9 protein-coding genes are annotated in these 13,927 nt (G+C 31.9%); 6 read left to right on the forward strand and 3 right to left on the reverse strand.

Translation table 11 applies throughout. The annotated features are described in order from the left end of the window. Window positions 1-184 precede the first annotated feature (184 nt). On the forward strand, window positions 185-556 hold the full coding sequence (locus OCU55_RS01575) for a hypothetical protein (RefSeq protein WP_261850565.1): 372 nt from the start codon (window positions 185-187) through the stop codon (window positions 554-556). A 34-nt stretch (window positions 557-590) separates the two neighbouring features. Beyond that, on the forward strand, window positions 591-1,262 hold the full coding sequence (locus tag OCU55_RS01580) for a DUF421 domain-containing protein (protein WP_261850566.1): 672 nt from the start codon (window positions 591-593) through the stop codon (window positions 1,260-1,262). A gap of 69 nt (window positions 1,263-1,331) precedes the next feature. Here OCU55_RS01580 and OCU55_RS01585 read toward each other — a convergent pair whose 3' ends face one another. Next, a complete protein-coding gene (locus OCU55_RS01585; protein WP_261850567.1) occupies window positions 1,332-2,978 on the reverse strand; it encodes a cell shape-determining protein in 1,647 nt (548 codons plus the stop codon). A 219-nt stretch (window positions 2,979-3,197) separates the two neighbouring features. Then, a complete protein-coding gene (locus OCU55_RS01590) occupies window positions 3,198-4,127 on the reverse strand; it encodes an alpha/beta hydrolase (protein ID WP_261850568.1) in 930 nt (309 codons plus the stop codon). Window positions 4,128-5,163: 1,036 nt separating this feature from the next. Between OCU55_RS01590 and OCU55_RS01595 the strand changes: the two genes are divergently transcribed. Together OCU55_RS01595 and OCU55_RS01600 are read left to right on the forward strand one after the other, a co-directional pair. Beyond that, complete coding sequence (locus tag OCU55_RS01595; RefSeq protein WP_261850569.1) at window positions 5,164-6,912, forward strand: carbohydrate-binding protein; 1,749 nt, start codon at window positions 5,164-5,166, stop codon at window positions 6,910-6,912. Window positions 6,913-6,943: 31 nt separating this feature from the next. Next, the gene (locus tag OCU55_RS01600) at window positions 6,944-8,965 is read left to right on the forward strand and encodes a glycosyl hydrolase family 18 protein (RefSeq protein ID WP_261850570.1); all 2,022 of its coding nucleotides are present in this window, start codon (window positions 6,944-6,946) and stop codon (window positions 8,963-8,965) included. A gap of 114 nt (window positions 8,966-9,079) precedes the next feature. On the opposite strand, the gene OCU55_RS01605 is transcribed toward OCU55_RS01600, so the two are convergent. Continuing rightward, window positions 9,080-10,786, reverse strand: a complete 1,707-nt coding sequence (locus OCU55_RS01605) for a methyl-accepting chemotaxis protein (RefSeq protein WP_261850571.1) — start codon at window positions 10,784-10,786, stop codon at window positions 9,080-9,082. 288 nt (window positions 10,787-11,074) lie between these two features. On the opposite strand from OCU55_RS01605, the gene OCU55_RS01610 reads away from it, so the two are divergent. Continuing rightward, window positions 11,075-12,769 carry a methyl-accepting chemotaxis protein gene (locus OCU55_RS01610; protein ID WP_261850572.1) on the forward strand — a complete coding sequence of 565 codons (1,695 nt, stop codon included), beginning with the start codon at window positions 11,075-11,077 and terminating at the stop codon, window positions 12,767-12,769. Window positions 12,770-12,947: 178 nt separating this feature from the next. Then, window positions 12,948-13,649, forward strand: coding sequence for a DUF2161 family putative PD-(D/E)XK-type phosphodiesterase (locus tag OCU55_RS01615; RefSeq protein ID WP_261850573.1), 702 nt, complete (start codon window positions 12,948-12,950; stop codon window positions 13,647-13,649). The last annotated feature ends 278 nt before the right edge of the window (window positions 13,650-13,927 follow it).

Consider the following 13,927-nt stretch of genomic DNA (forward strand, 5'->3'; position numbering starts at 1 on the left):
TTTAAGCATATAAAGCAAAAAACTAAAACTTATTCGCCAGCCCAATTTTCCTCATTTACATTCCGAAAGGCAGATGCATTAAAAAATCACTGGAAAAAGTCGTTTTAGTGATTTTTTGACTGCATATAAAGTGAGTTTTATCAAAAGATAAACGCATAAATATTTAATTAAGATAGGAGACAATATGAAGAACAAACATGATATTAGATTATTTATCGCTTTGACATGGGTTATTTCATTTGCATTTATATGGTGTTTTTTCTATTTATTATTACCTAGGCATAAGTTTAAAGAACAATTAGACATAATAGAGAAGCATGTTATAGAAAGTCGATGGGATGAAGCAAGAGTCTCTATGGATAAGTTAAAAGAAATATATGAAGGTAATAGAACCATAATACAGATTAATAATGGTACAGAAGCATTTGTCACATTTGATTCAATGATAGGTCAGTTGGATGATGCTATAGAGAACAAGCAAGAGTTGGCTGGAGAATTTATCGGAGGACTAAGAAACTACACAGATTTTGTGATGAAAGCTTTTGCAGGGCCTTAATTTCATGAGAAAATAATCATTTAGGAGGAGTAAAATGATTGATGTCGTATCTTTTAGCATAAGGGTAGTAGTAGTTTTCTATTTTACTTACCTTTGCACTAGGTCACTTACAAAAAAAGCAATGGCTCAAATGACAGCTTATGAAATTGCAGGGATTATGATACTAGCTAATGTAGCAGCGGAGCCTCTAGTAGATAAGGTTACAGTTAAATCTGTATATGGTACAGGATTATTGGTTGCTTTAATGGCATTAAGTACTAGATTGGCTTTGAAAAATAAATTTAATCATATAATGGAACATGGTCCGAGTATAATGATGGATAAAGGAAAACTTGATATGAAAGCTTTGAGTGCATTAGGTATAAGCTTAAATCAACTTGAGGGATTACTTAGACAACAAGGATATGATAAGATGTCTGATTTAGATACAATAATAATGGAGCCTCAGGGCAATATTTCAGCGTTTCCTAAAGCTGAAAATAAACCTGTTACTTTAAAAGATTTAAACATAGTAGATAATACACAAGGTATAACAATACCTTTAATAATGGATGGGGATATACTTTATACTAATATTAAGCATATAAAAAAGACCAGGGAATGGCTCATTGAAGAACTGAATAAGCAAGGGATTTATGATTATAAAAATGAAGTTGGGATAGCAGAACTTGATTCTGAATGGAAATTAATTGTGTTAAAAAAATAGAGTTATAGGGGAGCTTACCTATAACTCTTTAGAGCCTTTGTATGTTTAATATTTAATGTTGATTATATATTATTTTTTTGCCCCTTCAATTTTTTGTTCAGTTGCTGACTTCTTTTGAACAAACTCTAAGTTATCAAAGGCAGTTGCATTTATAACACTATTATCTGAATCGATATATTCAATCTCTATTTTATCACCAGGTTGCGTTAGTGCTAGTTCACTAGATGCTTCTGAACTTACAACAAAGACAACATCAGGTTTTTCTTTAACTATAATATGATAGAATGTTGTTTTATCTATGTTTTCCTGACCAATTCTTAAAACAGTACCTTGTTCATGATTAACTTTCCCAGAAGAATTTAATGATGAGGAGCTGCCTTTTCCTGTAAGCGCCTTTGTATAATCTGATAATGCTTGTTTAGTGGTTTCACCAACTCCAACAATATTATAGTCTTGTACACTTATCATTCCGTACATTCTAACAATTCCATCTTTATCCTTAAGAGTAGTAAAATAAGTAGGAACATTTTCTATATTTATTAGTATCGGAGAAGTTGCAGTATAGCCCATGTTTTGAACTTTTCCTTCTGCTGATTTTATACTTGCAGATTCAGTAGCTCCTGAGGTTTTATACAAAGTTGTTTCGTGGGTTCTCATATTTGTCAAAGTGAATCCTATAGTTGCGCTATCCTTACCTACAGAAGTAAGTCCAGTGTAAAAATAGCAATTTCCTTTGTCATATATTATTTCTCCGTCATCAGTGGTTTTTAGTTTGTCATTCTTAGTGAACCATTGATAGCCTTTTATAAATTCACCATATGAGTTTAATTGATCTTTAATGATGTCTTCAGGCTGTATTCTATCTACCCACTTTGGAGTATTATTGATATCGTAGTTATCAACTTGTCCAGTCTGAGCGTTTACGATACAAGTACCTATAACAGTTTCTCCAGCAAAACCAATAGTATTTTTATATCTACTAATAACCCAGTAAGGAGTTCCGTTATCATCTATCTCAAATGAGAAGTCTGTTAGACCAGTGAATTCATTACCTTTATAGTAAGCATGTCTTTGAAGATCATCGCCTAAATATGCGTTTGGTTGATATTTTAAAGAAATAGGCTTATTGTTTAATTCTTTTACGAAAGTAACATCATCAGCATTTATAGCACTTACAACTATATATCCTGGAGTTCCTTCACGGTTGCTCACCCAGCTGAAAAAACCAGAATGAAGTAAAGGTACAACCCAACAAAGCTTATCTTTAACTATTTGTTTTACTGGTTCGCCTGTTACAACTTGGCTACCTATTGCTCCGGCTTCACCTAGCTTCTTCTCAGCTAATTTCTCTGCATAAGCTTTATCTACAACAGGTAATTGTGTTATATCAATTGGAGATATGTCTTTAGAAAATTCCTGCTCTTTTATAGTTCCGATTAAGCTTTTATAAGACTTAGATCTGAACAAACCACTTGTGGATACACAATAACCGATAAATAGTATTATTGTAAGTGGTATAAGTAAAAGTACTAGCTTCTTCTCAGAGAATCCTGAGAAGAGTATTGAAAAAATTATGATTGCTATGGATATAAATAATGTAGTAGAAAAAAAGCTAAGAGATAGTGGCATTAAAAAGATAAAATGAAAACATAATGCAACTAAAGCGAAGAAAATTATTGCGGCCACACGCATTTTAGAATTAAAGTTTTTTTTCATAGTAAGTCTCCTTATTATATATTTAAAGTTTATACTTATAAGCTTAGTATCTTACCTATAGTACAAGTAGAGTTAAGTATGTTCAATTTTAACATAACTTGTAGATAAATCAAATAAGGTATATTAGTAATAAATACCCATATAAGTTTTCTTATGTGTATCTATTGAAATAGGATATAATTTTAGATTAAATTGTTTCTAATTGTTAATAGATAACTATCATAGACAATTTTTTTCAGCCCAATTTAGAAGATTTAAAAATATTTCTTTTTTATCAGTTTCATTTGTTAGTTCATGTCTTTTACCAGGATATAATTTGATATTAACATTTTCTAGCTGTAGGTTTTTATATAAATTATATAGTTTTCTTACCCATTTGCCGTAGTTTCCTACTGGGTCATCATCTCCAGATATAATTAATATAGGAAGATCCTTTGGTATTTCTTTTAATCTATTAGTTCTATATAGATTTTTCAGACCTCTAAGAAAATAATAATAAAAACCACAGGTTGCTGTATTTCCACATAAAGGATCATTTTCATAGTTCTTTATTTCTAATTCATCTGTGGTAAGCCATGAAAACTTTGAAGCTGAGTTTTTAATTTTTTTATTGTAATTGTAAAAGCTTAAAAAATCCAGAAGCTTGCTTTCTTTCCTTTCTCCAAAAATATTTTTCTGAAAGTAGGATATAACAATTCCAGCATCAACATCTATCCCTTTTCTCATAGCTGAGCCAGAAAGTATTATACCTGAAAGCTCGTTTCCATATCGGATAATGTATTCCTGTCCTATAAAAGAGCCAAAACTATGAGCAAAAAAGATTATAGGGAGATTACTATACTTGCTTTTGATTGAGCTTAATAAAACGTGTTGATCCTCTACAACTTTATTAAAACCATCTCTACCAATGTATCCAAGGTTTAGTTCATCAGTTTTACCATGCCCTCTATGATCCCCTGCATATACAATAAAACCATGAGAATTTAGGAATTTAGCAAACTCTTCATATCTACCAGCATGCTCGGCCATACCATGAACTATTTGGATAACGCCTTTAGGAGAAATAACATCATCCCAGCAATATATAAATATTTTTTTATTATCTTTTGTATGAATAAAAAAGCTGCTTTCAGCGCTTTTATTTGTCATTTAAATCAATCCCTTCTAGGATATAGAATACAATCAATTTTAATGGATTCAGTGCTGAAGTCAAATAGCGTAAGCTTAATAAAAATGAAGATTTTATATTATAAGTTAGTATATATGGCTTAAGGCAGTCTAAACTCTATATATTCATATAAATTTAATTACGAAGTGGTACATCTATTCCTATGAACAGACATACTACTTCAATCCTTGGACTCAAAATAATGCTTTCGATGAACCTACGAAGTATTATTTTGATAGATTTCAATATGAAGTAGTATGGCTTTATATTGTAAGAGGTAAAGTTATAACTTGATAATAAAGAATATGTAATGTTATACAACTAATAGATAATATAAGTAACTAAAATATTAAAAATAATGTTTACAAAATGAATTTATGATTATATAATAAGGATATAAAAATTAGTAATTATTTCAAACAATTATAATTACTAGATTTAAAAGGTGAATATTTTACTAACTGTTATCTACAGTAGCTAACATAATACATTTCTATAAATTAATTCTAAATAACTTATTTTCTACTTGTATATCTAATGAATCACAATAATAAAACAATAAAATTAATATTAAATAAAGGCGCTGTGAAAGCACCGTGTTGAAATTGATTGGTTAATCATCCGACGCTTTAATGAGCTTACGCAAAGAATTAATATGATTTTGTCATATTCCATGGCTAAAACTGTAAACTCACTACGTTCGAACAGTACAGTTTATTAACGCCATTCCATCTGAAAAAATCATTTAATTCTAGTTGCTCGCTCATATAGCATCTCCTTTATAACCAATTAATTTCAACAATATTCTTAAACATAGCCTAAATAAAAGAAAATAAAATGTTTTAATAAAACCAAACTGGTATATACATCTATATATATAAACCTCTTTAAACGCACTACCTTTTATAGTTATAACTATATCTAAAAATACTAATAAAAAAGTCCAACCTTAATAAAGATTCCATAAAAAAGCGATCCTTAAAATTATATAAATTAAATATTTGAAAGGAGTTTTTTATGAAAAGGAAGCTTAAACTAATTTCTTCACTTCTTGTGGCAATAGTATTTACTTTCTTAGCATTACCATCCTTTAGTGTACTTGCCGCACCAGCCCTTAACAGCCGACTTCTTGTAGGATACTGGCATAATTTTGACAATGGGACAGGCATAATAAACTTAAGTAATGTTTCAAGCAAATGGGATGTTGTCAACGTTGCTTTCGCAGAATCAGGAGGTGACAGAAGTACGATGCAATTTGCACCAGTAACTGGAACAGACGCAAGTTTCAAGTCAGACGTAGCATACCTAAACAGTATAGGAAAGAAAGTAGTAATATCAATAGGTGGACAAAATGGAGTGGTGCTTTTACCAGATGCAGCTGCAAAGACTAGATTTGTTAATTCAATGATATCTATAATTGATAAGTATGGTTTCAATGGTATAGATATAGATCTTGAAACAGGTATGTCATTGAATGGCGGAGATAGTGATTTGAAAAATCCTACAACACCACAGATAGTAAATTTAATTGCCGCAATAAAAGAAATATATAACCATTATGGTTCAAATTTTATCGTTAGTATGGCACCTGAAACTGCATATGTTCAAGGTGGTTTCGGTACTTATGGCGGTATATGGGGAGCATATCTACCTCTTATATATGGAGTAAAAGATATTTTAACCTATATTCATGTACAACACTATAATTCAGGTTCATGCTATGGACTAGATGGAAAAGTATACACTCAAGGAACTGCTGATTTTGAAGTAGCTTTAGCAGAAATGTTGTTAAAAGGCTTCCCAGCTGGAGGCAATGCAAACAATGTATTTCCTGCATTAAGGCAGGATCAAGTAATTATTGGGTTACCTTCTAATCAGGCTGCAGCGCCAAGTGGTGGATATATAAGTCCTACAGAAATGATTAAAGCATTGAATTATTTAATTAAAGGACAATCTTATGGGGGAAGTTATAAGCTTGCAAATGCTCAAGGATATGCGAGCTTCAGAGGATTAATGGCTTGGTCTATTAACTGGGATGCATATACTGGAAATGAATTTACAAACAATTATCGTCCTTATTTGGATGGTTTAGGAAACAATCAAACAGTGCCCGCAGTACCGGCTGGATTAGCAGCTTCAGCTGCAAGCACATCACAAATAAACGTATCTTGGAGTACTGTATCAAATGCAACAAGCTATGATCTTGAAGTAGATGGCACTGTTGTAACGAATGTGACAAATCCATATGCGCACAAGAATCTAGCTGCAGGTTCTACTCATACTTATAGAGTAAGAGCTATAAATTCAGTTGGTACAAGTGCTTGGAGTTCATCTGTATCAGCTAAAACAGCTACTACAGTTACAGTACCAACAGTACCAACAGGTCTAACAGCAACAGCTGCAAGCACATCACAAATAAATGTATCTTGGAGCGCAGTATCAAATGCAACAAGCTATGATCTTGAAATAGATGGTACTGTAATAACTAATGTGACAAGTCCATATGCACACAACAATTTAGCAGCAGGTTCTACTCATACTTATAGAGTAAGAGCTGTGAACTCAGCAGGAGCAAGTTCTTGGAGTACTTCTGTATCTGCTAAAACTCAAAGTTCTACAGGAGTTACCGCATGGGCACCGAATACTTACTATGCAGTAGGGGCTTTAGTTACCTATAACGGAATAACTTATAGTTGTCGACAAGCTCATACTTCATTAGTAGGATGGGAACCACCAAATGTGCCAGCTCTTTGGCTTGCACAATAGGTAGAAAAAGATAATTGAAAGGAGTAAGAAAATGAAAAAAATATCATTAAAGAAAGTTATTTCTATTGCTATTTCTCTATCTGTTTTGTCTCTTGCTGCTCCTACATTAACCAGTGCTACAGCTTCAGCTAGTACTAATACTAGTTTAACTACTCAAGCAGCTGCAAAGAGGTTTGTTGTATACTTTCCAAACTGGGGAATGTATAGCGCTGCGCATAACAGTATGTCTGTTGATAATATTCCTTGGGATAAGGTTACAGTTGTAAATCATGCCTTTTTCACAGTAGATTCAACCTATAAGTTAGCAAGTACTGATGAGTATGCTGATTATCAAGCTACATTCCCTCATTCAGGTGGATGGAATCCAGGTGATTTAAGAGGACACTTTGGAGAGTATAAATACTATAAATCACTTTATCCAAATGTAAAAATACTTGTTTCAATAGGTGGATGGACAAGAGGTGAAAACTTCCATGCTATGGCAAGCACTGCAGCTAATAGAGCTACTTTTATAAACAGTGTAGTTTCTTTCTTAAAACAATATCCTTTTATTGATGGTATAGATATAGATTGGGAGTATCCAGGTGTTAATAGAACAGCTGCACCAGGGGATCAATATGATAGAGGCTGTCCAGGTGGTCCTGAAGATAAGCAAAACTATACTTCTTTAATGCAAGAAATAAGACAGGCTTATAATAATAATGGATTGTCAGGTAAGTTATTAACTATAGCAGCTCCAGGAGGATACGACAAGGTAGATTTAACTCAACCAGATGTATATAGTCAATATCTAGATTGGATAAATGTTATGACTTATGATATCCATGGTGCTTTTGAAAATACTACAAATCACCAATCAGCTATATATGCAAATCCCAATGATCCGTCACCTACATCACCAATAGATATAAAGAACAAGTACAATACAGACTATATAATGAAGTATTTTGTAAATAAATATCATGTACCAGCTGATAAATTAAATGCTGGCTCACCATTCTACTCAAGAGGTTGGAAAAATGTTGATAAGACTACTGGGACTAATGGACTATTTGCAAAGGCAAGTGGAGCTCCTGTAGGTAATCTTGATGATCCAAATAACCCAGGTGGACAAAACTCTTATAGCCAAATGTTACAATTAGAAAAAACATCAGGTTATGTAAAGTATAGAGATAGCTATTCTCAGGTTCCATGGCTATATAATTCTTCATTAGGAATAATGTATACTTACGAAGATGCTACCTCAGCTGCTGCAAGATGTGATTATGTTATAAATAATGGCTTTGGTGGTGTAATCGCTTGGGATATATCAAATGATGATCCAGCTACAGGAATGCCACTTACTAGTACTATTGCTTCAAAGCTTGGAATTGGTGGAATAGTAACTCCAACTGCGCCAACAGTACCAACAGGCTTAATAGCAACAGCTGCAAGTACTTCACAGATTAACGTAACTTGGGGTTCGGTATCAAATGCAACAAGCTATGATCTTGAAGTAGACGGTACTGTAATTACTAATGTATCAAGTCCGTATGCTCATAACAATTTAGTTGCAGGTTCGACTCATAGCTATAGAGTAAGAGCTGTAAACTCAGTAGGAACAAGTGCATGGAGTACAGCTGTATCAGCTAAAACTGCTACTTCAGTGACAGTGCCAGCAGTACCAACAGGTTTATCAGCAGCAGCTGCAAGTACTTCACAGATAAATGTAACTTGGAGCACAGTATCAAATTCAACAAGTTATGATATTGAGGTTGATGGAGCTGTAGTAACTAATGTGACAAGTCCATATGCCAATAATAATTTAGCTGCAAGCTCAACTCATACTTATAGAGTAAGAGCAGTAAATTCAGCCGGAGCAAGTGCATGGAGCGGTTCTGTATCAGCAAAGACACAAGCATCAACAGGAATTTCAGCATGGGCACCTAATACTTATTATGCTGTAGGAGCTTTGGTTACCTATAATGGAATAACTTATAGTTGTCGACAAGCTCATACCTCACTAGTAGGTTGGGAACCACCAAATGTTCCAGCACTTTGGCTGGCACAATAAAAGAAAAACAATAATAAAAATCTCTGTAGATCTAGATGATAGATTTACAGAGATTTTTCTATATATTCTTTATGTAATTTGTTTATGTTTAATAATTTCAACGGTGTTTTACCACTACAATTTAAATTTAGAAATCATTGAGACTAGACTGTCTACAGTTTCCTTTGATTTATTAGATTGAATTATCACTTCATTTGCCATTTCAACTATGTTAGTAGTTTTTTCAGCAATACTTGTCATTCCAGTTGCACCTTCGTTAGTTGCACTGCTTACTTCAGTGATTGATCTAGTAACATCTTGAATAGATGCAAGTAGTTCCTCAGTAGTAGAACTTAGGTCTGTCACTAGGTCATTAAATGTTAAGGAGTCTACGTTATATTGATCTCCAGTATTAACAAGTTTTTCATAGTCAGGAATTACTTGCTTTTCCATATAAGCTAACACATCCACAGAACTTTCTCTTAATTTATTAACAGCGTTTATAACAGAAGCTGTAACGTCTTGAATTTCCATTGCACTTTGTTTTGAAATTTCTGCTAGTTTTCTTATTTCATCTGCAACAACTGCAAAACCTTTTCCTGATTCTCCCGCTCTTGCGGCCTCAATTGCTGCATTCAAAGCAAGTAGGTTGGTTTGTGATGATATCTCTAATATGCTTGAAGTCAATGAATTAATTTGTTCAACAGCTTTTACTTCATTAAGCGATGCCTTTAAATTACTATCGAGAGATACTAATATTTGTTGAGACTTTTTCTGAGAATCAGCAGCTTCAGATTTTAATGCAGTAGCACGACCGCTAATTTCTCTTGAAGAAGTAACTCCATCCTCTGATTTACTGGCAATATTTTCAACAGCCTTTTCAATTTCTAGGGTAGAAGCATTCATCTCTTCAGTAGCTGCAGATGTCTCTTCCATTCCAGCAGATAATTGCTCCACAGTCTTTGATATATCCTCTAACTCTAGGCCTAAGCTGGTCATGTTTGAATTAGATTTATCCACCATTGAGTTTACAGATTTAGTGGATGAGATAACATCTGTTAAAGTTCGTCTAAACTCATTTCTTGAGGTACCTTCAGCTTTAATTATTTGTCCAAACTCATCTTTATCTTCTAAATATTTAGCATAACTATCATCATATTTAAGATCAAAATCAGCAGTTTTATTAATTAAAGAAATAGCAACTCTTGCTCTTCTATTAATGTTAGTTATCAAAGCGATACCTAGAAGTAATGAAATGACTAAGGTAGAAATAGATACAGTCATAATTATATTTTTAACACTTTGTACAGAATTTGCACTATTAAAAATAACTTGCTTACCATAATTGTCTAGGATTTCTTCCATCTGATTTATATTATTTCTTGTTGAATTAAAAGCATCTAAATATTGCTTCTTATCCTTTAAAGTGTTTGTTTCAGGATCGTAGAGACTTGTCCATGAATTAAGATCTTTATTAAAGTTATCATAAAGTTGAAAAATATTTAAATTTGAATCTTTATGGGTTATTTTACTTAAAGTGGCTTGATCTTTACTTAGTATGTCGATTGCTAGCTTAACTCTATCTTGAGTTTGCTTTATGTTTTCAGTATAATCGTTTTTCAAGCTTTTAAGATCAGAATCTTTATCAGGACTTTCTAATTCTGCTTCAGCATTCAATGCCTGATAAAAGTCCCTATCAGCATTTAGTAGCCAATATTCACTTGTATGTACCTTATCATACAAATCCGATACTAATTTTTTATTTATTGAATCAATGTCAATTAATGCAAGAACTGATACAAAGAATAAAGATAGTACTGGAATAAGCAAGATTAGGCTCATTTTACCACCTAATTTGATGTTGTTAATTTTAAAAAACTTAGACAAATAATTCACCTCAATTTTAAATTTTATATTAATTAAAAGATTTTTATAAAGTCTTGAAGATATCAATGGAATTTAGTTATTTATATGACAATTTTCGTGTGATTTTTACAAAACTTTAATTTTGAGTACTAAAAAATGTGTGATTAGAAGATTAAGAATTTAAAAAATATAGCGATAAACTAAATAACAAAGTATACTTAAATTAGTAATATATACGAGAATTGTAGAAAGAGAGGTAATGGAATGAGATTAAAATGGAGAGTCACCTTAATCATATCGTTAACACTTCTTATATTTTCTTCACTACTTGGAGGTATTATATACTATAAAGTTACCAAAGTGATTGAAATGAAGATATCAAATGAACTTAATACTAATTCAAATATGGGATTGCTTATTTTAGATAAGAAGTATCAAGGAAGTTGGAAAGTACAAGATGGAAAACTGTATAAAGGAGATAACCTTATTAATGAAGATTATTCTGTTATAGACGAAATTAAAGAAAAAACAGGAATGTATGTTACTATCTTTATGGGGGATACTAGAGTTGCTACAAATGTTAAAGATAAGACTGGCAAGAGGAGCATAGGAACTAAAGCTAGTGAAGCCGTTATACAAAAGGTTATTAAAGACGGAAACTCTTATATAGGTAGGGTAAATATACAGGGGATTGATGTACAAGCTAACTATGTACCTCTAAAAGATAAAGATGGTAATGTAATAGGTATGTGGTTTGTCGGTATAGCACAAGAAGATGTTCAAAAGGAATTGACAGCAATGGCAATATACATTGGTGGGTTTAGTATTGCTGTAATAATTATAGGTGTATTCATTGCATTTGGTATAGCTAAGTATATAACTAAAGATTTAGAAATATTAGAAAACAAAATTGAAGTGTTTTCAACTGGAGATTTTAGTATTGAGATCGATAAAAAAGTGCTAGGAAGAAAAGATGAGATAGGTAATATAAGTAAAGCTGTAGGGGGGATGCAGGAGGGTATTAAATCTATAGTGAAAAAAGTTATGGAAGAGACTAGATCTATAGAAGATAATATCAATACTATTAATTCAAGGTTAGATAATCTACATGTTGACATAGAAAGTATTTCTTCAACAACTCAACAATTATCGGCAGGATTAGAAGAAACATCTGCCTCAGCTCAAGAGATGAACGAGAACTCTGAAGTGATTGAAACATCAATAGAGGAGACTTCGGAGAAAGCAAAGAGTGGCAAAGATGCATCTGAACAAATAAAGAAAAGAGCCGAGGAATTGAAGATAAAGGCTGTGAATTCGCAAAGAATAGCTCAGGATATATATGACAAAACTCAAAAAAATATAATTGTTTCTATAGAAAAGGCAAGATCAATAGAAAAGATAAAATTACTATCTGAAACTATTCTTACAATAGCCTCACAAACAAATTTATTGGCATTAAATGCAGCAATTGAGGCTGCAAGTGCAGGAGAGGCTGGAAGAGGATTTTCTGTAGTAGCTGAAGAAGTAAGAAAACTTGCTGAAAATTCACAAAGTGCAGCTACAGAAATTCAAAATGTTACAAAATTAGTTATTGATTCTGTAGATAATTTAACTGAAGACTCTAAAAATATGCTTAAGTTTATGGACGATACTGTTTTTAATGATTATAATGTGTTTGTAAAAACAGGTGAACAGTATAGACAAGATGCGGTTTTTGTAGAGAAACTAGTATCAGATTTTTCATCAACTTCAGAGGAATTGGCGAAGTCAATAAGTAATATGGTAACAACAATAAATGAGATAACTAGTGCTGCTAATGATGGAGCAATGGGATCAACTAACATAGCAGAAAAGACAATGACTATGGTGGAAAATGTGAATAAATTGGTTGAAGAAGCAATATATACGAAGAATAGTTCTGAAAGTTTAGAAAAAAGTATAAGTAAATTTAAAATTTAATAAACATGAATTACATACCACTTCAATCTGAAAGTATATGAAGTGGTATGTCTATATGAAAATATATTAAATGAAAGTAAATTGTAAACTCAACTAAACTTTTAGTAGAGGATATTATGAGGATGTTTTTGTTGTACATAGTATATGATTGATTAATTAGCATGTGGAGAGTTTAATAATGAAGAAGGATTTTTTACTTGAAGAAGAATTATATAAGCCTGTTAGAGAATATCTTACAAGCATTGGATATGATGTTAAAGCTGAAGTAGGTAATTGCGATGTTTTTGCAATGAAAGGCGATAAAGTAGTAGTAGTGGAACTTAAAAAGGGATTGACTATAGAATTATTAGTACAAGCTACCAATAGGCAAAAATTTGCTGACTTAGTGTATATAGCTATCCCAAAACCAAAAATTAATTTTTTTAGTAAGAAGTGGAAAGATATCTGTAATTTGATAAGAAGGCTACAAATAGGACTTATATTAGTTTCAAAAAAAGATAATGAGTATACTGTAAAAATTAATATAGAACCAGCTCCTTTCGATATAAAGAAGAGTGTAAATTCAGGAAAGAAAAAAAGAAATAGTTTAGTGAAAGAATTTAAAGGAAGAAGCCTTGAAGATAATGTTGGAGGTAGCAAAGGCAAGAAGTTAATGACAGCGTATAGAGAGCAGTCTATAAAGATAGCTGAATATATGATGGAAAATGGCCCCACTTCTGCAGCAAGTCTTTCAAAGATAGGGTTTGAACATAAGAGAACTTATTCTATTATTTATAATAATTATTATGGATGGTTTAAGAAATTGGATAAAGGAATGTATGAATTAAGTGAAGAAGGAGTATCAGAGATCAGAAACAGAGAAAAATTAAAGATAGTATAAAGTGAATAATATAATCCGTAATATGATGAATTTTGTAGGAAGTTATTCAATAGATAAATAATTTAAAAAATTGGAACATTTACTTTAAATTTGGATTTATGTGTTATAATTTCTACGGCTTAACAATGTATATCTAAAGAAGTGCTACTTCAATCAAAAAGTGATTTTAAGAATCATAGCGTGTGATGAATCTTTGAATGACGTGGAAAAGACAGAAGATATAAAGTAGTAAATCTGTAGATGTATGTAAAGATAAAATACTTCATATTAGAATTTAT

Source organism: Clostridium folliculivorans, from assembly GCF_024341905.1.
In the GTDB taxonomy this organism is placed as follows: domain Bacteria; phylum Bacillota; class Clostridia; order Clostridiales; family Clostridiaceae; genus Clostridium_AR; species Clostridium_AR folliculivorans.

Coding starts and splice junctions, on each gene's coding strand:
- OCU55_RS01595 (WP_261850569.1), top strand. CDS start 5,164: ATGAAAAGGAAGCTTAAACTAATTTCTTCACTTCTTGTGGCAATAGTA.
- OCU55_RS01610 (WP_261850572.1), top strand. CDS start 11,075: ATGAGATTAAAATGGAGAGTCACCTTAATCATATCGTTAACACTTCTT.
- OCU55_RS01580 (WP_261850566.1), top strand. CDS start 591: ATGATTGATGTCGTATCTTTTAGCATAAGGGTAGTAGTAGTTTTCTAT.
- OCU55_RS01600 (WP_261850570.1), top strand. CDS start 6,944: ATGAAAAAAATATCATTAAAGAAAGTTATTTCTATTGCTATTTCTCTA.
- OCU55_RS01605 (WP_261850571.1), bottom strand. CDS start 10,786: ATGAGCCTAATCTTGCTTATTCCAGTACTATCTTTATTCTTTGTATCA.
- OCU55_RS01615 (WP_261850573.1), top strand. CDS start 12,948: ATGAAGAAGGATTTTTTACTTGAAGAAGAATTATATAAGCCTGTTAGA.
- OCU55_RS01585 (WP_261850567.1), bottom strand. CDS start 2,978: ATGAAAAAAAACTTTAATTCTAAAATGCGTGTGGCCGCAATAATTTTC.
- OCU55_RS01575 (WP_261850565.1), top strand. CDS start 185: ATGAAGAACAAACATGATATTAGATTATTTATCGCTTTGACATGGGTT.
- OCU55_RS01590 (WP_261850568.1), bottom strand. CDS start 4,127: ATGACAAATAAAAGCGCTGAAAGCAGCTTTTTTATTCATACAAAAGAT.